The 18,483-nt window shown below is 33.6% G+C and carries 27 protein-coding genes; 2 read left to right on the top strand and 25 right to left on the bottom strand.

The features are described 5' to 3' along the window. Positions 1-86: 86 nt before the first annotated feature. The 17 genes from SHI72_RS15755 to SHI72_RS15675 all read right to left on the bottom strand — a co-directional run bounded on the left by SHI72_RS15755 (position 87) and on the right by SHI72_RS15675 (position 12,051). Positions 87-728: a hypothetical protein gene (locus SHI72_RS15755; protein WP_323490628.1), complete on the bottom strand. Its 642-nt coding sequence runs from the start codon at positions 726-728 to the stop codon at positions 87-89. 7 nt (positions 729-735) lie between these two features. Further along, positions 736-2,145, bottom strand: a complete 1,410-nt coding sequence (locus SHI72_RS15750) for a hypothetical protein (protein WP_323490627.1) — start codon at positions 2,143-2,145, stop codon at positions 736-738. Next, complete coding sequence (locus tag SHI72_RS15745) at positions 2,145-2,939, bottom strand: hypothetical protein (RefSeq protein ID WP_323490626.1); 795 nt, start codon at positions 2,937-2,939, stop codon at positions 2,145-2,147. The genes SHI72_RS15750 and SHI72_RS15745 overlap by 1 nt, the downstream gene beginning before the upstream one ends. Then, entirely contained in the window at positions 2,939-3,349 is a 411-nt protein-coding gene (locus SHI72_RS15740; RefSeq protein ID WP_323490625.1) for a hypothetical protein, read from the bottom strand. The genes SHI72_RS15745 and SHI72_RS15740 overlap by 1 nt, the downstream gene beginning before the upstream one ends. 61 nt (positions 3,350-3,410) lie before the next feature. Then, a complete protein-coding gene (locus tag SHI72_RS15735) occupies positions 3,411-4,268 on the bottom strand; it encodes a nucleotidyltransferase (RefSeq protein WP_323490624.1) in 858 nt (285 codons plus the stop codon). A 4-nt stretch (positions 4,269-4,272) separates the two neighbouring features. Beyond that, a complete protein-coding gene (locus SHI72_RS15730; protein WP_323490623.1) occupies positions 4,273-4,563 on the bottom strand; it encodes a hypothetical protein in 291 nt (96 codons plus the stop codon). Continuing rightward, positions 4,541-4,927 (bottom strand): hypothetical protein, encoded by a 387-nt coding sequence (locus SHI72_RS15725; RefSeq protein WP_323490622.1) that lies wholly within the window; start codon positions 4,925-4,927, stop codon positions 4,541-4,543. Before SHI72_RS15725 ends, SHI72_RS15730 begins: the two co-directional genes overlap by 23 nt. A gap of 3 nt (positions 4,928-4,930) precedes the next feature. Next, on the bottom strand, positions 4,931-5,146 hold the full coding sequence (locus SHI72_RS15720) for a hypothetical protein (protein ID WP_323490621.1): 216 nt from the start codon (positions 5,144-5,146) through the stop codon (positions 4,931-4,933). Beyond that, positions 5,146-5,637 carry a hypothetical protein gene (locus SHI72_RS15715; RefSeq protein WP_323490620.1) on the bottom strand — a complete coding sequence of 164 codons (492 nt, stop codon included), beginning with the start codon at positions 5,635-5,637 and terminating at the stop codon, positions 5,146-5,148. The genes SHI72_RS15720 and SHI72_RS15715 overlap by 1 nt, the downstream gene beginning before the upstream one ends. After that, on the bottom strand, positions 5,637-6,662 hold the full coding sequence (locus tag SHI72_RS15710; RefSeq protein WP_323490619.1) for a late control protein: 1,026 nt from the start codon (positions 6,660-6,662) through the stop codon (positions 5,637-5,639). Before SHI72_RS15710 ends, SHI72_RS15715 begins: the two co-directional genes overlap by 1 nt. After that, positions 6,643-7,296, bottom strand: coding sequence for a DUF6046 domain-containing protein (locus SHI72_RS15705; protein ID WP_323490618.1), 654 nt, complete (start codon positions 7,294-7,296; stop codon positions 6,643-6,645). Before SHI72_RS15705 ends, SHI72_RS15710 begins: the two co-directional genes overlap by 20 nt. Beyond that, positions 7,296-8,750, bottom strand: a complete 1,455-nt coding sequence (locus SHI72_RS15700; RefSeq protein WP_323490617.1) for a hypothetical protein — start codon at positions 8,748-8,750, stop codon at positions 7,296-7,298. Before SHI72_RS15700 ends, SHI72_RS15705 begins: the two co-directional genes overlap by 1 nt. 199 nt (positions 8,751-8,949) lie before the next feature. Continuing rightward, a complete protein-coding gene (locus tag SHI72_RS15695; protein ID WP_323490616.1) occupies positions 8,950-9,501 on the bottom strand; it encodes a hypothetical protein in 552 nt (183 codons plus the stop codon). A 64-nt stretch (positions 9,502-9,565) separates the two neighbouring features. Then, on the bottom strand, positions 9,566-9,982 hold the full coding sequence (locus tag SHI72_RS15690; RefSeq protein ID WP_323490615.1) for a hypothetical protein: 417 nt from the start codon (positions 9,980-9,982) through the stop codon (positions 9,566-9,568). Positions 9,983-9,984: 2 nt separating this feature from the next. Further along, entirely contained in the window at positions 9,985-11,160 is a 1,176-nt protein-coding gene (locus tag SHI72_RS15685) for a DUF2586 family protein (RefSeq protein ID WP_323490614.1), read from the bottom strand. Next, positions 11,157-11,648, bottom strand: a complete 492-nt coding sequence (locus tag SHI72_RS15680) for a hypothetical protein (protein WP_323490613.1) — start codon at positions 11,646-11,648, stop codon at positions 11,157-11,159. Before SHI72_RS15680 ends, SHI72_RS15685 begins: the two co-directional genes overlap by 4 nt. After that, positions 11,641-12,051 carry an N-acetylmuramoyl-L-alanine amidase gene (locus SHI72_RS15675; RefSeq protein ID WP_086894375.1) on the bottom strand — a complete coding sequence of 137 codons (411 nt, stop codon included), beginning with the start codon at positions 12,049-12,051 and terminating at the stop codon, positions 11,641-11,643. Before SHI72_RS15675 ends, SHI72_RS15680 begins: the two co-directional genes overlap by 8 nt. Positions 12,052-12,283: 232 nt before the next feature. On the opposite strand from SHI72_RS15675, the gene SHI72_RS15670 reads away from it, so the two are divergent. After that, positions 12,284-12,571 (top strand): hypothetical protein, encoded by a 288-nt coding sequence (locus SHI72_RS15670; RefSeq protein WP_035626322.1) that lies wholly within the window; start codon positions 12,284-12,286, stop codon positions 12,569-12,571. Between the two features lie 120 nt (positions 12,572-12,691). Beyond that, positions 12,692-13,168, top strand: a complete 477-nt coding sequence (locus SHI72_RS15665; RefSeq protein WP_323490612.1) for a hypothetical protein — start codon at positions 12,692-12,694, stop codon at positions 13,166-13,168. Positions 13,169-13,347: 179 nt separating this feature from the next. Here the strand turns inward: SHI72_RS15665 and SHI72_RS15660 are convergent, their stop codons facing one another. The 8 genes from SHI72_RS15660 to SHI72_RS15625 form a co-directional block, all read right to left on the bottom strand. Next, the gene (locus tag SHI72_RS15660) at positions 13,348-13,572 is read right to left on the bottom strand and encodes a hypothetical protein (protein WP_086894378.1); all 225 of its coding nucleotides are present in this window, start codon (positions 13,570-13,572) and stop codon (positions 13,348-13,350) included. A gap of 140 nt (positions 13,573-13,712) precedes the next feature. Further along, positions 13,713-13,913 carry a hypothetical protein gene (locus tag SHI72_RS15655; RefSeq protein WP_323490611.1) on the bottom strand — a complete coding sequence of 67 codons (201 nt, stop codon included), beginning with the start codon at positions 13,911-13,913 and terminating at the stop codon, positions 13,713-13,715. 11 nt (positions 13,914-13,924) lie between these two features. Then, complete coding sequence (locus SHI72_RS15650) at positions 13,925-14,125, bottom strand: hypothetical protein (RefSeq protein WP_035626314.1); 201 nt, start codon at positions 14,123-14,125, stop codon at positions 13,925-13,927. A 167-nt stretch (positions 14,126-14,292) separates the two neighbouring features. Further along, positions 14,293-14,571, bottom strand: a complete 279-nt coding sequence (locus SHI72_RS15645; protein ID WP_323490610.1) for a hypothetical protein — start codon at positions 14,569-14,571, stop codon at positions 14,293-14,295. A gap of 24 nt (positions 14,572-14,595) precedes the next feature. After that, on the bottom strand, positions 14,596-15,234 hold the full coding sequence (locus tag SHI72_RS15640; protein WP_323490609.1) for a hypothetical protein: 639 nt from the start codon (positions 15,232-15,234) through the stop codon (positions 14,596-14,598). Next, complete coding sequence (locus SHI72_RS15635) at positions 15,235-16,113, bottom strand: ATP-binding protein (protein ID WP_323490608.1); 879 nt, start codon at positions 16,111-16,113, stop codon at positions 15,235-15,237. Positions 16,114-16,130: 17 nt separating this feature from the next. Then, positions 16,131-18,164, bottom strand: coding sequence for a hypothetical protein (locus tag SHI72_RS15630; protein ID WP_323490607.1), 2,034 nt, complete (start codon positions 18,162-18,164; stop codon positions 16,131-16,133). 69 nt (positions 18,165-18,233) lie between these two features. Then, the gene (locus SHI72_RS15625; RefSeq protein WP_035626295.1) at positions 18,234-18,443 is read right to left on the bottom strand and encodes a hypothetical protein; all 210 of its coding nucleotides are present in this window, start codon (positions 18,441-18,443) and stop codon (positions 18,234-18,236) included. Positions 18,444-18,483: the final 40 nt, after the last annotated feature.

Here is an 18,483-nt window from a genome sequence, read left to right as displayed (position 1 = left end):
TTTTTATTCTTTTTAATAAATATTTTTTGAGGTGTTGTGATGGAATAAAATGTTCAAACAGCTTTTATCCGTTAAAACAATTTCTTTTATTGCAAATTCTTTAAAACAAATTCTTTGATTGTACCACTTTTTTCATGAGGACTAATTTTGTTCAAAGCTGCATTTATCTCAGGATTAATTTCTGAATTCATTGCTTCTATCAGACTATTTTTGGCTCCTGTTTTTAAATAATAATTATATTCTGAATTGTAAATCGAGTATAACATTGCATATAATTCTGGAATATTTTCTTGTAAATAATCATCTGTATTATAACGTTCTGATTTTAAAATCTGGCGTTGTTTTTTACTTGAAAAACCAATTATAGTTTTATTATCATTAGCTGCAAAAACAGGTTTTAAATCAAATTCATAGAACTGTTTCTTTTTTGAGTAAACGATTTCTCCTGCCCAATCTAAATAATGCACCGTTTTTTGGATACCAATAAACACATCCGTAAATTCTCTTCCTTGATAAAGATAATTTTCAACAATTCTTTTGTAAACAATCCGAATTGCTTCTTTACCATTTTTATCATAATAGGATTTTAACACCTTTTGACCTTTTTCATTATAAACTGCTTCTCTTTCCTGCAAAAAAGAGAGATTTTCAAACGGAATATCAGTCAAAGTGTTGGCTAATGTTTGATACTTCTCTAAATAATAGCCTAATACTATTTGTGCATTCATATTTGTATTAATTTGCTAATTCTATATACTTTATTTTTATTAAATCAAATCTTGCGACTCTTAATACTACCTTAGCATTTGTAGTCATATTGTTATGATAAATTGACGTATAAATCAGAATATTATTTTTATAGAAATACCAAATTCCATCAATATAATCTATCCTAATTTCATTAAAAATTTCTCCTCTAATCCCAAAATAACCTAAAGTATCTTTTCCTTGGGTCCTAAGTATCAAATTCTCATTGTTATAATTATAACACCAAAACAATAGATTTCCTTGAGTATCATATATTTCAAATGTATTAGGAGTTCCGCTGCCCCTTAATGGAGTTGGGTCAAATGGACTAAGAGTTGGTGTGAAATTAAATCTAATTTTTTTGGATGTATCTAACTCTTTTATGTATTCAGCTTTTCCTGCAGCTCCAATAGTTTTAACTAATAATGAACCATCCATAAAGTCAATAGGCTGAATTATATTTACCCAATCTGATGGAGTTGGAACATAAATTGTTCCTAGTACAATCAATAAAACTTTAGGGAACGTTTTTGAGATTCCGTTATCTAATGTAACATCAAACATACCTTCAGCAAAACCTGTTGTCAAGTTAACATGTAACTCATTATCACTAATAAAAGTAATATAGTTTAGAGTTTGTCCCTGAACAACAACCGTCATAGTTGGTGTAAAAAATGATCCTTTTAATATAAAATTACCTGTTGCATTTGGCAAATGACTATCTGGAATTAACTCTTCCAAAAATGGTGCTGGCGCAGTTGCGATAGTGTACATCTTTAAATTTCCATTTACATCTGTACTTAATACTTTATTTGTTGGTAATTGTCCATCATTTCTAGTCGATGGGTAATTACTTAATTGTATATCCTTATTCAGAAATTCTGTTATTTCCAAAACATCGGATGCAACTATCGGAGACTCTCCTACTCCAAAATTTCTATCATTCAAAAGCAATTCAAAAATGCGACCTGTATCGGTTTTAAACTTTACTGTTTCATTAACTCCAACATTCAAAACAGGATTTAAGGCATTTATGTACGTAACAAATCCAGCTACATTTTGAGTTATTAATGCCGTTGACGAAATTGATTTAATGGTTGTTGTCGCATTTTCTAATTCTGCCAATTTAGCAATTTCGACTGTCTTAATTAAGCGTTCGCCGACTACCTTATCTACTTTTGATTGTAACAAATCAGCATGTGCATTTGGATCTACTATATGTCCATCAAACTGCGATTTCTCAACCTTAGCATTTAGTGTTGTCGACAGGTTTGCAATACTACTTTGTGGTATTTGTTCGTCTTTATGCCAAAACGACTGCCATGATGCCCAAAACTGAGCTTGAGTAGGTTTTAAACCTGTTTTAAACCAGCTCAAAATAGTATTTATATCTGTCATTATCCTATATACTCAATAAATAATACTACCCTGTATGGGTTCATAATTGAGAAAGGTTGGTTCCCTCCAAAAGGTTTAATAAATTCTCCAGCGCCATAAAGCCCATTCGAATAATCACCTTGAGTTAAAGCTGCATTCCCTCCAAATTTCCCTCCTTTATTCAATCTAATTGTTTCAGGTTTCACTTCTGGTAATTCAGCAATGGTTAGCTGCTTGATTTTATCACCACCTATTTTACCCATGGTATTAAATTCAGATTGAGAAGCATCAAAACCAATTGGCATACGTCCGCGCCAATTAATTACTTCTGCCCAACCTACTGGAATTTGGTTTGCAGGTTTATTCCACAATACCATACCTCCTCCTGATTGAAAAACGGCATTTTTCTTTTCTAGAATTTCAAGTCTAGAAACTAAATCGGCAGGAATTGCTTTGGTCTCAATTGGCTTTTTAAAACTTGCCCACGGCCATGATGTGGCTGCTGTACCAAAAGTAGCATAGCGAACAGTGTGAATCTTTTTTATAGAACCATCTTCAAATTCTTTATCGATAGCTTCTTCTATAATAATAACATTTGCTGCTACATACCCTCCTTTAAAGACTATAACTTCATTATCTATTACAACAACTCCATCCGTTACACTAGATCCCGTAACTGCGCAGCCAGAAAGTATCGATAAGTTTCCTGCTATATTGCCCAAATGATTGAAGATTTCGTAAGCCGTTTGTAACTCTTGAAGTCTTTCTGTTTTTAGTGGAAACCCACCCGCCTGGTTAAAATTTGTTTTATTCATTACTTACTAATTACTTTACAGCGTATGCCGCCTGCTTTATAAAATTTTACATGAGCTTCTATGCTCTCTAATCGTGTTTTGAAGATTTCTTCTGGGACTAGAACTATAAAATCTAATCCCGTATCTGCAGTTTCTACTTCAGTTCTTAACCAAATTGTCTCTGGGGCAGTCTCAAGATGTACATATTTTCTAATTCCTTCATCTTCAGTATATATATAGGTTGTATCATACAGATCACCTTTCTCTATTTCAATCCGATCTTTTTCTTCATCAAATTTATAATTCAATGATTTACGTAAATGGCAAACTTGTCCAGTATGATAAAGCCTAAATATGTTCTCATTTCGAGCTATAATCCAATCATCATAAATCGAAATTATAGGTTTCATCAATATCTGAACAAAAGCCATAAAAGCTGGTTTTCGCAAAAAAGTGGGCAATAACTGTATTGCCAACACATTAAAATTCACTTTATACCACATCGTATGTTATATTTTCAAAATCAGTAATTTTAAAATAACCGCTAAAAGGTATTTTCGAAATAAAAAAATCTCTTTCTTCACCATATTTTCCAGTCACTGGGTCGATGCCCGCACTTCTTGCTCCTACAATTGTTGCGTCTAGAACCCCTTCTACAGATTGCAATTTATCTACCAAAGCTGACAAACGTAAATCACCATCAAATGGAAGCTCTTTCATAAATTCTTCAATTGCAATATTTACAGGGAACTTACCCTCTTTCATTCCTTTTTCATTGAGTATCATTGCATTTCGCTTAATACGGATTACCAAAGACAAAAGGTCTGCTTTATAATTAAGTACGGTAACTTTAACTCCTGCCACTTTTATCTTGTTTATATAAGCTTCAAAACCTTCACTCTGTTCATCGCTTATAGGAGCTAAAACACCACTACTGTCTTCACCAGCAATTTTTATAATCACACGACTGCTTTCAGTGGTTTCATTTACCGCTGCATATTTTACAATCTTTGAAGCTTCAATTTTTGTAATTTCAATTTCATTTCCATCTTTATCTTTATTATCAAAATAATCTTCATCTTTCACTAAATCAAATCCATATTGAAAGCGTAATGCCATAGTACGATACCAAGGCAGCGTTCCTGATTTTTGATTTGCGAGTTTTTCATCGACTTCTTTTTTATGTTGATCAAAGAAAACTTCCAACATCCATATAGCTGTAGCTACAATAAAAGTGAATAATCTGGTTATAGATGTTTTACTTGTTGATGTAAGTTGTCCTGAAAGAATTTGATTGGCACTAACCGACTCAATCATTCTTGCTTGTATTTCTGATATACTTCTTGCCATTTTTTTATCTTACTATAAATGTTTCTTCTATTATCATTTCGCCAATACCTTCGTCATTTGCAGAACTAGGTCCTGAATAATTAAAGGCTGGAACGTGATTTTTATTTGTATAAAAACCTACAATGTCTGAGTCCTTCATAATATTAGCAGGAACTTCTAAAACTCTTTTAGGTTGTAATTCTTCGGTTATACTCGAATCGTTTGCAACAGCCATTGCAACAAGACTTTCGATTGTACCACAATGATGCAGGGTAAAATCTATTAACGATTGGTTATGTAATACTGTTTCTTGCATGGGTTCGTAATGTTCTGTTTTCTTTCTTTAATTCGGTAATTTCCTGTTGTTGCAGCTTAATTTTTCTATCCTTAAGCTTAAGTTCTTCTTCCAGGAGCAAAACTTTTCTGTTCATCATATCTTCAAACTCTTTATACCGAGTTTCATATCGGTCTTTTAAGTCGTGCAGAATTTCTTTATAATGCCCAGAGAGTTTAATATCATTTTCAATAGCGGTTGTATCGGCATATTGTTTGGCATGCAAAACCTCAACTTTTAGCTTTTCTACTTCTTGTTTATACTTGCTCTTGGCTAATAAAAAAGTAAAATAACCGGTTCCTCCAGCTGTTAATAATCCGGTTAAAGCAATTGTGAGTTCATTCATTTATTAACTAATTGTATGAATTATTGTTCCAGTAACGCTTCCATTTGGGGCTACAAGCCCTGCCTGATATTGGATTTTGGCATTTTTAATTTCCTCAACAATTGCAGTGGCCAACTTTAATGAAATCCTTTCTAAACTAGCATTATGACTTACTTTTTCATTTTGCTCGGCTTCAAATGCTTCAAGAATATCTGCTTTTAGTCTATCTATACTTAACATTATTTATCTTTTAAAAATTGATTGAATCTATCCTCGAGAGCCGTAAAATCAGCTAAATTTATTAATTGTATCGTTGGCCCGTTATTGGTTGTGAATTTTAAATCTTTGATTGCCTTTATCAAATCTGCCATCAATTTCTTTAAATTTTCATTTTCTTTTTTAAACAAAAAACCATCTTTATCCACCTGAAATTGAACTTTATCTATTACAAGACTTAAGCTTTCTATCTCCGAATAAACTTCAACATACAAACGATTTAAATCTTCGTTAATAGGGCTTACAATAACCCAACTCTTTTCTTTTGGGAAAAGGTAAAATTTTTGATTACTATCGTTTACAATCGAAGCAAGTTGCACATCAATATATTGAAGCTTACCGTCTGAAATTACACATGTTCCATTTACTTTATCTACCGAAACAATACTTGCAATAAAGGTATCGACATCTCGTTTTTTTATTCTCCTAAAAGCGTCTTGCAGATCTTTATCCATTATATTTTATTTCTAATACTTACTTTTCTTCTTGCTCCGTTCATCCCGAAAGTGGTTACTACTTTATTTATAAAATAACTTCCCTCCCGAAAAAAATGTCCATAACTATCAACATACTCTTTATCTAGTATTATTGCCTTCATACCACGCGTTGCATAAGGAATTAAAAAACTGGTTATATCACCTGTGTAGCCAAAAAATTGTAATTTCTCCAATTCCGCTTTTGCAAGTTTATCAAGTTCTTCTTGATTCGAAACTGTCGAAGTTCTGTAGGTTCTTTGTTCTCCACCTTCATCTCCCGCCTGGCCTACTATAGGTATATTTGTTTTAGGATCTATATAAGTAAACTTCACATTGAAATCTTGTCCTTCTTTCGTTTTATATTCTAAATTGTTTTCGACCAGATTATAATTTAAATCATAAGAAGCCGATTGATTAATATTCGTTAATTGTTGTAAACCACAATACAGCATACCGTCATCGGTTATAAAAGCTGTGAAACCAAAATCTTTTTTCAGTCTCTCTAGAGCCTGTGCTCCATTTTCACTTATCATCCATTTATCCAACTTAAAATCTGCAATAGAATCGCTAACTTTTATACCTGTGTCTTTTACAATTTCCTGCAAAACGGTTTTAAGGTCAATTTTTTCTTTCCAACTTTTGCTTATGTTTTTTCTTCGAAGCAACCACATAGCATCTTCACAGTGAATTTCTAGAGGCGTTTTTGGACTAATTTTTTTTATATATCCCACAAATTCCACCTTTGAACTTTTTCCTTCGTAGCCCAAAGTAATTTTTACTTTATCTCCAACTTGTAATGCTTTTTCAACAAACATTTGTCCACTGGTTTCTTTACCGTTTTGTTTTATTTTAAAACGTGTTGGCAATTTTATTACGGCTGTATCCCCTAATTCATCAACCGATTTGGTTATTTCGATTTCATGAACCGATTTAAAAGTATAACTAGATTCTTCTACACCTTTATTCATTCGGGTAAACACAACATTACTTTCCAATAGAAACATTTTCTGGTGTATTTATTAGTTCATTTTTCGCCTTATTCTTTTCTTCTAAATCAGCATAGAAATCTTGGTCGCTAATTGCCGAAATCGTATATTTTTGCATTCCTCCTTGCCCCATCATATCATCAAACTGAATGTCTTTGATTACAATTTTACTAATACCAAAAAGTGTGAAAAAAGGGTTGCTTTCTATATCAAGCGCTTCGTTAATTTCAACCATGGTTCTTAACATACTCACTTGCTCTGAAGGATACGAATTTGGATTTTCTTCATCAAAACAAATTCCTTTTATCGAAATGGTATAATCTTCGGTATTGATATACTCTTTTACGGTTCCTCTACGTTCTTTTCCTACTGTAGCCGTTTCAACAATTGTTTTACTTAACCCCAATGATATTAGGGGTTCATTTGGCAATTTATAAGGAGTCTTACCATGTTTAAGTGTAAGTGTTAAAAAATATTTTCCTCCCGAAAAACTAGATATATTAATAGAATTTAAATCTATTTTCCTTCCATTCTTTTTTATTTTGAGTTTACCATCTTTAGTGCTAACATCAAACAAAAAGCCTGGATAAGCTGGACCAACATAGTCTAGAAAAGCTCTTGCTGTTATTTCTTTTAAATTAAATTCTGCCATTATCCTGCTGTTTGCATTTGGTTTACACTATTCACGGCTCTTAAAAGCATTTCTTGTACTTTATCGCCCAAATTACTTATCCCTTTCTCAGACGAGTCTACATAAATTTTAGTATCGTCTTGTAGTTTTTGTATATTGATTATAATATTGGTTGCTTTTGAACCTCCTGAAACGATTGTATCAGATGGATTTATATTATTCGTTTTAGTAGGTTTTGGAGTTTTTACCATCCTTGCATTTACGCCAGGTGAATTTGATTCGCCTAAAAGAGTTTGCTGTTGAATTTTAACCTGACTAGTTGGATTGTTTTTGGCAATTTTACTCTTTGTGGTTATCTCCGGCGTATCCATTTTTACTCCATTTTCGTACCCTTTATTAAAGCTATCTCCAAGTCCCTTACCTTCATCATAAAATTGCTTTGCTGAATTGTCTCCCATTAAATCACCAACTGCTTTTTTTCCTATTTCCCAAGCCTTTTTAAAATCGCCACTAAAGAATGCAAGCAAAGCTTGACCAATTCCTGTAATCCCCGATAATAATTCCTGAAAACGGTTAATGACATAATTTTTTATCATTGTCCCAAGACCTTTCATAACCTCCCAAAGCCCCATTATACCACCACGAATCCAATCAACTCTTTCCCATAAAAGCCAAAGACTACCAATAAATGCACCTATAATAATAATTATCAATGAAATAGGATTCATTGCCATAACAAAGTTCCATGCTGCTGTAGCAGTCTCGACTAACCAAATCACTCCTTCTAATATTCCAAGAGCTACACTAAAAGCATATGTTTGAATATTAGCAAGTAAAAAATTAACTCCTAAGGCTAGAAGAATTCCTCCGAACGCAATCATATCAGGTGTAGATTCTGTTATCCCGATAATGAAATCAAGTATACCAGTAGCTAAACTTTGCACCAAGTTTACAACAGGCCCTATAAAAGTCCATAAAACACTAAATGCCGCCGAAAGAGTAGGAAGCAATCCTGTTAAAAAAGATAATCCTTTATTTAAAAATGAAATAAATCCCTTAAATGAGTCGGTAGCATCACCTCCTAGTGAAACCAGGAATGTATTCCATGCTGTAGAAAACTCACTCTGACTGGTTTTTAGTTTTTCAAATTCGTCGCTTACGCCTCCTTTTATCCCGTGAAGTTTTTCGTATTCTACTCGGGCATTAAAAACTTCTTTTCCAAACGCAATAATAGATTCTACAGAAAAAATGCCTTTAATTTTACCTCCAATCTCCATTAACTTGGATTTAAAAAATCCCATTGAAGCGGCACTTTCTTTGACTCCTTCACTAAAATTATGCACAGAGTTATCTATCCGATTAAACGAATTGTTCATGACATTTATCTGATTTATCGTAATTCCAAGGGATTGCGACACGTTCAAAATCGGGCCGTTTGCGTTTTGTATGGCTGTAATATAGTCGAAGGCGTTCATGATGCTGTTTGTGAGGTTTCTTTTTCTTTGGTTCTGATAAAATGTAAATTCTGAATTTCTTCTGCCCAATCTTCATCACTCAATTTATGAGGTTTTGGAATGTGCATATAGAATTTTAGATACGCATCAAATAATCGTATGTTGATATTCTCTGCAATTGTAAAGGAAGAGGCATCATCGGTATCGATGATGGCCCCTTTTAAAGCTTTTTTAGCGTTGCCACTTTTTTGTTTTGTAGTTTCTCAATTGCTTGGTAAAGAGGGAATCTAATCGAAGCATTTTCTCTATCATTAAAAACATCATCTTTTTTGATGCAAATCATTTCGAATAATTTTTCCTGCGTAACAAATGGCTTTGAAGCTGGATTTTTCTTTTCGGCAGTTTTAATATCCTGGCGTGTAATTACTCTAACAGTGCATTTTTCTTCACCGATTACAATAACCGAGTTGTTTCCTTCTGAAGTTATTTCGGCGTCATCAAAATTGAAAAAATTGGCAAGCTCTTTACGTGCTGCAAAGAAGTAATCATCATTTGTCTTGATTTCTTCGTCGCCGCCAATAAATAATTCGTTTAACATGACCTCTCCAAAGGTCATTTCTCCATCTTTTTGCATAGCACTAAAGGCATGCTTAAAAGTTGTCATTTTCGGTTCGCGTAAATAAGCTACTTTATCCTCTACAGGAAGCTCATAAATTTGACCGTATTTTTCTTTCCACTCATTAATTTGTTCTTGTTTTATTTGCTGTTTCATTGTTTGTTTTATTTAACCAACCAAGACAAGCTAAACTGTTTTGGTTGGTTGATTTTGATTAAGATTATTGTTGTGCTTTTACTCCTAAAAAGACAATTGGCAATTCGACTACCATGTTTTTGTCACCTTGTTTCATGCTTTTCTTAGTTTCGGTAAATTCGCAACCAGATAAAACATCAATTATCGTTTTTCCTCCATCAGATGGAACGTAAGAAACGATAACATCAAAAGTCAAGTCAAGGATATCAAAATTTGGAGCGCTTAAAACCATAGCTTCAAGCTCACTTTGCCAAATAGTAATTTTTCCTTCGTAAGATTTATTACCACGTGTTACTTTATGAGGATTGTTACCGCGACCTCTTAAAGTTTCCTTTTCCTGTTTTACAGTGTATTCCACTTCTGTAATTCCTTCTATAATTCTGCCTCCAATTGAGATGGAAACATCTGACCAAGCGTATTGCTTGCTGCTAAATGTGCTCATATTTATTCTAAATTTGTTGTAAATCCGATGTTTACAGTTATATAATCGCTATAACCTACTGGCAATAATTGTAAAGCAATATCAAGGTTGTTTGTAACCAATACATTTTGGTTTTCGTCGATAAATGCTTTAACACCAGATAATTTTCCGTTTTGTACCATTAAAGCATCGATTTGTCTTTCGATAGCATTTTGCCATGATTTAATAGTAACTGGGTGAATTTTTCCAGCATCTGTAACCGGAATTTCGTCTGATAATTCATCAACCAAAGTATCGTAAGCAATAAGTACTGCTTCGTCCATTACTAAACCTCTTGACAACGTATTGAAATCATCTGTAGGTCCAGTTAAGGTTGTATCACTTGTAAAATAATAACCAGAACGGTTAGCAAAACTGCGTAAAAAGATATATCCTTTGTTATGGATAGCATTCCAGGAAGTATCAAGGGTTTCTGCTTTTGATCCATCAGTAAAATAAGCGGTAAAATCTTCTACCGGACCATCTTTTACACGAGAGATTTTTCTTTGAGAAGGAATACTTGCAATTCTTCCTAAAGCCAAACCTACAGAAGCTTCTTTAGAACCATCTGTGTTTGCTAACAAAATAGATACTTTGTTGAAACTTGCAGTGGTGTAATCTTTTAAGTCAGCAACAACTCCAGAGAATTTATTTCCTGAGATAATTGTACGAACCGGGAAATACCTGTCTGCATAATCCTGATTTAACACTTGCGCTTTTGCAACAGCAAGAGCAACATCGGCGTCTAATCCGTTTGTGATTGTTTCGGCAGTTCCTGATTTTTTAAGAAGTCCTAAAACTCTAATTTTTCCAGATGCATCAGCCAAAAGCTTTTTTGCATAAGGTTTTGTCAAATCGGCCATATCTTCCATTGTAATGGTCGATAAAACAAGCATAAACCAAAGTTCTGCTCCTTTTTTGGCTTCGTCGTAAAATGCTTTGATATGCTTGTAAGCAAAAGCATTTGCACCTGTCTCTTCGATACCAAGATTTACTGCTTCATCAAGCGAGAAAATCTGATACGAACTACCTACAGCAACTTTTCCAGTTCCTGTAACTGTAACTCCAGTTAATACCAATCCTGGTACTTTTTGAATGTCTGATTGTAACAACCCTAGACCCTTGCTAGAGATGTTGAATTTTATATTTGGTAAACTCATACTATTTTAAAAAATTTAATTATATAACAAAATGCAAATCCGAGTAAAAAAGCAATACCGATATGAATAAAAGAATATCCAGTTTTTTGCTTGCTTTCTATATTGTTGTTTTTAATAACATTTGAACTCTCTTTTTTGAACTCATTTTTTATCTTGGCCACTATAGCAAGACTATCACAGGTAGCAGATATCGAAATTGTATCGTGTACAATTTTTAATTTAACCTTTGCCTGAGCGTTTTTCTGAACGTAAAAAATGGGTTGTGAATCTGTTTTCAATTGGCTCTTTGCAACCAATTCAGATAAAGGGATTCTTAGTTCCGTTTCTGCTCTCGGAGCATAAACTGTAGTATCTTTATAGATGACTACTTTTTCAGATGTTATTTGAGTCTGATTTTCGGTTTTTTGAGTTTCCTGTCGCGTCGTACGACAGGAAATCAACAAACAACTAAAAATAAACACTGATAACAAAAGTGTTTTTTTATACATGTTGATATTCTTTTTTAGCGTCAAAACTTGGGCATGCTTTCTTTACATTCGGAAAATCTCTGTGTCCCTGAATAATAGCTTTCGGAAATTTTTGTTTCAATTCCGTAAGCAATTTTAACAAAGAAGCTTTCTGGGCAAGCGTTCGATTATCTTTAGGAACAACCTTTTCGTCGATTCCACCTACATAAGATATGTTGATGCTTTCATGGTTAAATCCTTGTACACCATTCGAAACCTGTTCTATTGGCAATAAAGAAACTACTTCCCCATCTGGCTTTATAATAAAGTGGTAACCTGGCATTCTCCAACCCAATTGATTTTTCCAGTAGTTCTGTATGCTACTTATTGATGTGTTTTGAGAGGTTGCTGTGCAATGCACGGCTAAGTACTTTATTAGTCTCACTTTGTTTTTTTTATTCTCGTTTCGTTACCCTTCTTTTGGTTTTACTTAAACAAGTAACTCGTATTAAAAAGTAATTTTCCGATTGATTTCTGAGGCAAAGTTGTGGGCTTTTCTGCTGCAAAAAAAATAGTCTTCCAATCCTTGTATATGATAAATACAAAGTTTGGAGAGATTTTATACAAACATTGGAACGTAAATTTTATGGTACGTATCTAAAGCCGAATTTTGCTTTATGAATGATATAATAGTAGACACAAACGGGGATTTAGGCTTCCAGAACGGAGACCTATTGATTGGTTTTTCAGAAAACCTGCATCAAGAACATATCTTGATTGCCAACAAAGGCGAGTATCGTGAATTTCCTGAACTGGGAGTAGGTATTTTGCAAATGTTAAACGACGACAATTACATGAACGTTTTAATTGAAGCCAAAAAAAATCTGGAATACGATGGTATGAAGATCAATAATATTGAGCTCGATGACGATGGGAACTTAAATGTCGATGGACAATATAAATAGACTTTAAAGAAAAGTCTGTTTTAATGAAAATAATAAAAGCTGTTATACATCAGCTTCAAATTGTTATGCTTATACTTCAAGTGTAATGGGCAAACTAATCACGTAAAAACAAAATTTTAAATGACACCACGCAACGAATTATTTGTAAAAATAAAACAAGCCTTAAAGACAATTCCAGAATTGGGATTGGTCGATTTGCAACGCAAACAAATTTCTAATCCTGTCTCTGGCGATCCTGTATATTGGACCGCTGCTCTCATCGAAATAAATAGTATTGCCTGGCAAAATATGCCCGAAAGCAATCAGGAAGGAGATTGTGTTGTAGAAGTACTTTTGTATTGCAAAAATGGCTGGATCGACCATCTTAATATAACAGTCGAAAATCCGGATGAATTAGCCGAGTTTAATTTAATCCATAAACTATCCGAAAAACTTCAGCATTTAAAAGGAAGTTTATTTGCTCCATTATTACAAGTTAATGAAGAAGTTGATAATGCTGTAGATGGTTTTATGAGTTATAAACTATCGTTTAACACTACTATTTGCAGAGAAATAAATCCGTTATTTTCAAACAAAAAACTAAGCATTATTTCTTAGGCATAAAAAAACCTCCTGAAAAGGAGGTTCTTTGGGGATAGTACAAAAGTTAAACACTAATTACACTAATTTGCACTAATCTTAATGGTTAACTTAGTTTGTGTAATTAATTCCACAAACCAATTAGTGACAATTCGTGCAATTTGTGTTTAATATCTTTTTTTGTGTTTAAATGCTGTTTAAAACATTTTTAATTGGCTGTTTTTATTTGAATCTTTGAGGTTGTCGTTGTAAATACCTTCGTAGTTTACAATAGCATCAACGGTTCTTGTAGATAAAAAATATTTTTTCGCAACTTCCTCAACTACAGCATCAATCCTCCATTTAGGATTCTTTGCCATTAATGAATAAAAGTGCTTACGTACTAAATTATTTCTTTCGAGAAGTCTTTCCTTGCGTGTCATATTACAAAGATAAACAGACAATTTTAATTCTGCAAGGCGATTTTTTTGACTCTCTAAACAGCTTTATTAGCCTATTTATTACATATTTTTGTAATATTGAAGTCTATTACTTATTTATGTAATTATCAAAAACATTGCTTTTATTCTTCCTGTAATTGCTTAATCATAAAGAGTAATCCTGCCAGAACTAAATAAGTTAGGATTAATCCAAACGGAATTAAAATTGGTGACGAAACCAACCACCAACTCCAAGTAATTACATTGGTTATTTTTAAGACGGTGAAAATAATTGTTATTATTGTTAAAAAACCGATGGTGTCTAATTTTGCTTTTCTGCTCATACTATTTTTATTTAATCGTTATACGTTGCTTTAGTGTGTTTTTTAAATCGGGGATTCTGGATGACAATTTTGGTATATTGGCTAAAAGCCAATCGTTCTTTTTCCGATAAATCAGATTTGGATATCCAGTTATTTAAGGTGTCTTTATAAACCAAATGCCCATTTACCTCATACGATTCGTGATCGGTTATTGGTTTGATTGTTACGCTCATATTTTCTTTGTTTATACATTGTTTTAATTCTAAATCTTAGCCACTCGATATAGGTTTTAATCGGCTTTAGGTTTGTACCGATAAGCAATATCACTAATAAGATTATTGTATTATTCATAGATTTTGGTTTGTTAAAGGCGCTGAAAAATCTTCTTGCTATTTTCTCTTTATGATAACCTGACCTGTTCAAAAGCCAGCCAGTTGGTATCTTTTATTTTCTGAAGTGTAAATTGAATTTTAGCTTCAATCTCTGGAGGACATTTATAATCTCTAACTTCATCTTCGGATATTTCATCCAATAAAAAAGAGAATCTACTTAATAAAGCACCTCGTTCCTGGTTGATACAAATACGCTGAAACTTGCTAAAAGTCGCGTGTTTTTCGGAACAATAAAGAAGGACATTGTACAAAATGTCTAAACGGTTTGTGATTTCGTTTGCTGTCATATTAATTTAAATTTTGTGTAATTATTATTTTTGAATTTTATTTTTAATGTCACTTCCGTGATATAGCATGGCTGTTTTTTCATTTATCGCCATTATTCCTCCTGGACATCTTCCGGCAACAAAAGCGGTTAATCCTTCTATTCGGATATAAATTTTAGCCAACTTTTTGGCTAGTTTTGCTGTAGCAGTATAAGGCTCTTTTTTCTCTTCGTGCGCCAGAAATATCATTGTTGTGTTTGGAAACTCCGAAGTAAAACGCCTGAAAGCACCATTTTTCAGTTCATCATTATAAATCGTCATATTATCAAACAATACAATTTTTGGTGCTTGGCGTTTAGATAATCTTTCTTTCACCACTTCTATTTCGGTATACTCAGAGAATTTTATTTTTCTCGAAGCAGGATCTATTTTGGCACGTTGTGCATTGGCTTGGAATTCTTTTCCTGTGCCCTCTTCTGCAGATATGTACCAAACATTTTCATATTTGGTTAAAAATTCGGCCAGTTTAAGTGCAAAGAGTGTTTTTCCGTTTTTTTCAGCTCCATATATAATCCAAACACCGCCTTTTTCGGGTTTGCCAAATACGTCGCCCCAGATTCCTTCAAAATCAAACTCGTCGAACTTCTTTTCAAATAATGTTTTGGGAGATATTGCTCGTGCCATTTATGCGCCTATTTTTATGAGAGTTTCTAAATATCTAAGTGTAGTTTCTTTTCCGATGCATTTATTAACCAATGTTTTGGTTTTGCTACGATCTTCTATATTGGCATTGGCAACATCACCTATTAATTGGGTATAAAAAATAGTTCTGTCTACTTTTCCATTAGGAACCAACTTGATAAATTCGTCTGAGAATCGACTGAATATTTCGGCAAAACCTACTTTCTTATTGCTGATTCCTTTCTGAATCTTGGCTCTCAAACCATCGGCGCCAATCATGTACCAGCCACATGCTCCATCAGTTCCATTCCATAATTCTTTAAGTTCCAGGAATGCGTTATATTCTAAATCTCCAGCTTCATCAAGAACAATCAAGGGCTTTTCAAGTGTTGTGACGTAATATTTTAAATTGGCCTTTACATCTACATATTTCCCTTGGTTGTCTATACCAACAGTTTTGGCAAGAAGCCTGATAAATTGTTGTTTGCTTTTGGCTTGAGAGCAATCGACATAGAAAGTATTCTTCATTTTTTTGATAATATGCTTGGTACAAAATGTTTTACCAATCCCGCAATCATCAACCAATACCATCGATTTGCTTAAAGCCGCACAAAAATTGAGATTATCTTCTATTTCAGTATAAACCGATGTTCTAGCTACTTTCCAATTATCTTCAAATACTTTTACCTGAAGTTCCCTTCCTAAAGTAATCCAGATTGTATCGGATAAAATTCTTTCGATTTCTCCGTTTTTTAATCGGGAATAAATGGAAGGTTTAATTCCTTTCGACTTAGAAAAATCAGCATCAGATCCTCCATAATTTTGGCGAACTTCAATAAGTGCCAATCTTACTTTTTGTTTAAATTCGTTTGTTAGGTTCATTTTTTTACTTTTTATTATTACATAAAATTTCTTTTCCAGCTTGGTATTGCATTTCCTTGTGGCACAATTGCAAAATCATCTTCGGATTCATCATCAAATATTTCAACTGGCTGTTCTTCTTTCGCTTCAAAGCGTTTAATATTCGAAAACTTAAAATTGGAATTAATCGTTCTGGGCGTATTATCAATAATGTTGATTCTTTCTATTTTATCTCTTTGGCGTTTAGCAAAAGCTTCTACCGAAGCCACATAAGAACTTTGTAAAGCTCTAGCCATATTATCGGCTTCAGTTCTTTCTATAGATGCTCGATTGTAGCGTGGCATTTCCATTATTTCGCAAATCAATCGGTCATTTAAATACACAAAAGCTTTCATAACCTGCCCATCATTACCATCAAGCCAATAGACATTAACCTCTTTGCTTTCGATAACTTTCATGATATCGACTAAAGCTTCTCCTGTCAAAATCTTTCCATCCTCGGCAATTGCTCTTCTTTTTCCCTGGAGCGTTACATAACCCAACTTGCACGAGGTTTCGGTTTTATAACCAATAATTGGTAAAATTGCTTCCCAGTTCGTCGGTTTTAAATCAGGATGTTGTTTGTTCAGGAAATAATCAAAACGACTCATCGTAGCATGTTCAGGATGTGGCATATTATTCCATTGTTCGATTTCCAGCATTCTTTCATTAATCAATTGGTTGTACGGAATAATTTTATTTTCTCCCGGACCAGCCTGATTGGATTCTTTTTTAGCATGCGGACGTCCAATCCATCCAAAAGCTTCTTTCTCGACATCATATCGTACTTTCCCAAACATCCTTTCTATATATTTCCCACTTGCTTTGTTGGCAATAATTCGAGTACTCTGAAACATGGCGCCAGGACGAAGCAGCGTATTCCTGAAACTACTATTTAATGAACTCTCGCATTCCAGTTCATTCGGCAAAGGCAAATTCCACTCCGTATAATTCCGAACCATTTGTCGGTAAAAATCAACGATAATACCCTCTTTCGTTTTCCCGTAAACCACTGTAGTAAAGCATTGAGAAGCAATATCACAACCAATATAAAACCAGGCTCTCTTACCTTTTTCATACCAAAATGGTGGGTTCCTGTCATCAATAGATAAAATTGAACCCGAATAAACTGGCAAATCCATTTGGTGCGGAGTCGTATATTGACTCATATATTTTTGTCTGTCACCACTTCTGGATAAATGCGTCGCAATTCTGTTTTCCCATTTATTGATGTAATTAATAATCGTGGTATTCGATAGTTTTTTATAGTCTTTCGGGTCAAACATTTCTCCCGTTTCTTCATTAAAAACTTCGGCATAACCATTTAAAAAAGCTTCATAATTCCGTGCTATTTCTGTTGGCGTTGGTTTATGCATCTGATTTTTAAACAAACCATTAAAAATCATTTCCGTTTTGTCATCCACTTTACGCGCATTGTTTGTTTTTCCGCCATTAGGATCTTTTATAATCGGATAATACAAATCGTCTTTACAGGCTTTCAAAAGTTTTTTAAATTGCTTTTCGCTCGCTGGCAAATTGTGATTTACTTCGTGTTTAATCTTTAATGTATTATTGAAGTTCTCCACATCTTTTACCAATATTGCAATGATTCCTCGTATCGAACCTCTTAGCTTTATCCTTTCCTGTATGCGAGCCTGCTCTAGCTTTATTGCAGCGTTCATGACACTTGCATTAATAATGTATCGCTCCTGTTCTTCAGCCTCTAATGCATTTCCTGCTCTTTTAAACTTGGCATAATATCGAACGGCTGCAGCATCAAAATCAAAAAAAACTTCCAACGGATTATCAATTCTTCGCGGATCTCCTAATGCATCCTGAATTGTTGTTTTTAAACTATCAAAGTCTATCAATAACTTTCGGCCATTTCCTCCTACTTGTAAACGCTTTATGCCAAAAGGTTTCTGCTTGTAACGATTAAGTTCTGATTGCAAACTTTTTAAACAATTCCAATACTCCGGAACCAATTCTTCGTGTTCTACTGCAACCTTGTTATTTGTCCACAGATATGGCATAATTGCATTTTTTAGAAAATTTTACTTTGTTTACTCCTAATCCTCGAAGCTGAATCGATTTGTGAATTCTTATTTTGTATTGAATTGCTCGATGGTTTCTTTCAGTTCTTTTTCGAGCATTTTATAATCAACCCTAATTTTATCTGCTGTAATACTATTACGATGACCGGATAAACATTGTCGGATAAAAAAAGGTGTAAAACCGTGTTTATCAACCAATGCCTTAATTATTTGCTGGTTGTAAGTGTACCTTTTGTTTTTTTTAGTTTCTTTGTCCATTGCGCTGTTTGTTTTTTATGATGTAGCAAAGATAAAGCAA

It is taken from the genome of Flavobacterium sp. PL02 (assembly GCF_035013205.1).
GTDB lineage: Bacteria > Bacteroidota > Bacteroidia > Flavobacteriales > Flavobacteriaceae > Flavobacterium.
Note: the sequence above shows the minus strand (reverse complement) of the source record. Positions and strands in the feature narration are given on the sequence as shown.

Excerpts from the sequence above, each read along its gene's own strand:
- SHI72_RS15640 (WP_323490609.1), bottom strand. The coding sequence starts at position 15,234 with ATGGCACGAGCAATATCTCCCAAAACATTATTTGAAAAGAAGTTCGAC.
- SHI72_RS15685 (WP_323490614.1), bottom strand. The coding sequence starts at position 11,160 with ATGAGTTTACCAAATATAAAATTCAACATCTCTAGCAAGGGTCTAGGG.
- SHI72_RS15695 (WP_323490616.1), bottom strand. The coding sequence starts at position 9,501 with ATGAAACAGCAAATAAAACAAGAACAAATTAATGAGTGGAAAGAAAAA.
- SHI72_RS15750 (WP_323490627.1), bottom strand. The coding sequence starts at position 2,145 with ATGACAGATATAAATACTATTTTGAGCTGGTTTAAAACAGGTTTAAAA.
- SHI72_RS15715 (WP_323490620.1), bottom strand. The coding sequence starts at position 5,637 with ATGGATAAAGATCTGCAAGACGCTTTTAGGAGAATAAAAAAACGAGAT.
- SHI72_RS15690 (WP_323490615.1), bottom strand. The coding sequence starts at position 9,982 with ATGAGCACATTTAGCAGCAAGCAATACGCTTGGTCAGATGTTTCCATC.
- SHI72_RS15745 (WP_323490626.1), bottom strand. The coding sequence starts at position 2,939 with ATGAATAAAACAAATTTTAACCAGGCGGGTGGGTTTCCACTAAAAACA.
- SHI72_RS15725 (WP_323490622.1), bottom strand. The coding sequence starts at position 4,927 with ATGAATGAACTCACAATTGCTTTAACCGGATTATTAACAGCTGGAGGA.
- SHI72_RS15730 (WP_323490623.1), bottom strand. The coding sequence starts at position 4,563 with ATGCAAGAAACAGTATTACATAACCAATCGTTAATAGATTTTACCCTG.
- SHI72_RS15635 (WP_323490608.1), bottom strand. The coding sequence starts at position 16,113 with ATGAACCTAACAAACGAATTTAAACAAAAAGTAAGATTGGCACTTATT.
- SHI72_RS15735 (WP_323490624.1), bottom strand. The coding sequence starts at position 4,268 with ATGGCAAGAAGTATATCAGAAATACAAGCAAGAATGATTGAGTCGGTT.
- SHI72_RS15630 (WP_323490607.1), bottom strand. The coding sequence starts at position 18,164 with ATGCCATATCTGTGGACAAATAACAAGGTTGCAGTAGAACACGAAGAA.
- SHI72_RS15650 (WP_035626314.1), bottom strand. The coding sequence starts at position 14,125 with ATGAGCGTAACAATCAAACCAATAACCGATCACGAATCGTATGAGGTA.
- SHI72_RS15700 (WP_323490617.1), bottom strand. The coding sequence starts at position 8,750 with ATGAACGCCTTCGACTATATTACAGCCATACAAAACGCAAACGGCCCG.
- SHI72_RS15680 (WP_323490613.1), bottom strand. The coding sequence starts at position 11,648 with ATGTATAAAAAAACACTTTTGTTATCAGTGTTTATTTTTAGTTGTTTG.
- SHI72_RS15625 (WP_035626295.1), bottom strand. The coding sequence starts at position 18,443 with ATGGACAAAGAAACTAAAAAAAACAAAAGGTACACTTACAACCAGCAA.
- SHI72_RS15655 (WP_323490611.1), bottom strand. The coding sequence starts at position 13,913 with ATGAGCAGAAAAGCAAAATTAGACACCATCGGTTTTTTAACAATAATA.
- SHI72_RS15740 (WP_323490625.1), bottom strand. The coding sequence starts at position 3,349 with ATGGCTTTTGTTCAGATATTGATGAAACCTATAATTTCGATTTATGAT.
- SHI72_RS15705 (WP_323490618.1), bottom strand. The coding sequence starts at position 7,296 with ATGGCAGAATTTAATTTAAAAGAAATAACAGCAAGAGCTTTTCTAGAC.
- SHI72_RS15755 (WP_323490628.1), bottom strand. The coding sequence starts at position 728 with ATGAATGCACAAATAGTATTAGGCTATTATTTAGAGAAGTATCAAACA.
- SHI72_RS15660 (WP_086894378.1), bottom strand. The coding sequence starts at position 13,572 with ATGACACGCAAGGAAAGACTTCTCGAAAGAAATAATTTAGTACGTAAG.
- SHI72_RS15720 (WP_323490621.1), bottom strand. The coding sequence starts at position 5,146 with ATGTTAAGTATAGATAGACTAAAAGCAGATATTCTTGAAGCATTTGAA.
- SHI72_RS15710 (WP_323490619.1), bottom strand. The coding sequence starts at position 6,662 with ATGTTTCTATTGGAAAGTAATGTTGTGTTTACCCGAATGAATAAAGGT.
- SHI72_RS15645 (WP_323490610.1), bottom strand. The coding sequence starts at position 14,571 with ATGACAGCAAACGAAATCACAAACCGTTTAGACATTTTGTACAATGTC.
- SHI72_RS15665 (WP_323490612.1), top strand. The coding sequence starts at position 12,692 with ATGACACCACGCAACGAATTATTTGTAAAAATAAAACAAGCCTTAAAG.
- SHI72_RS15670 (WP_035626322.1), top strand. The coding sequence starts at position 12,284 with ATGAATGATATAATAGTAGACACAAACGGGGATTTAGGCTTCCAGAAC.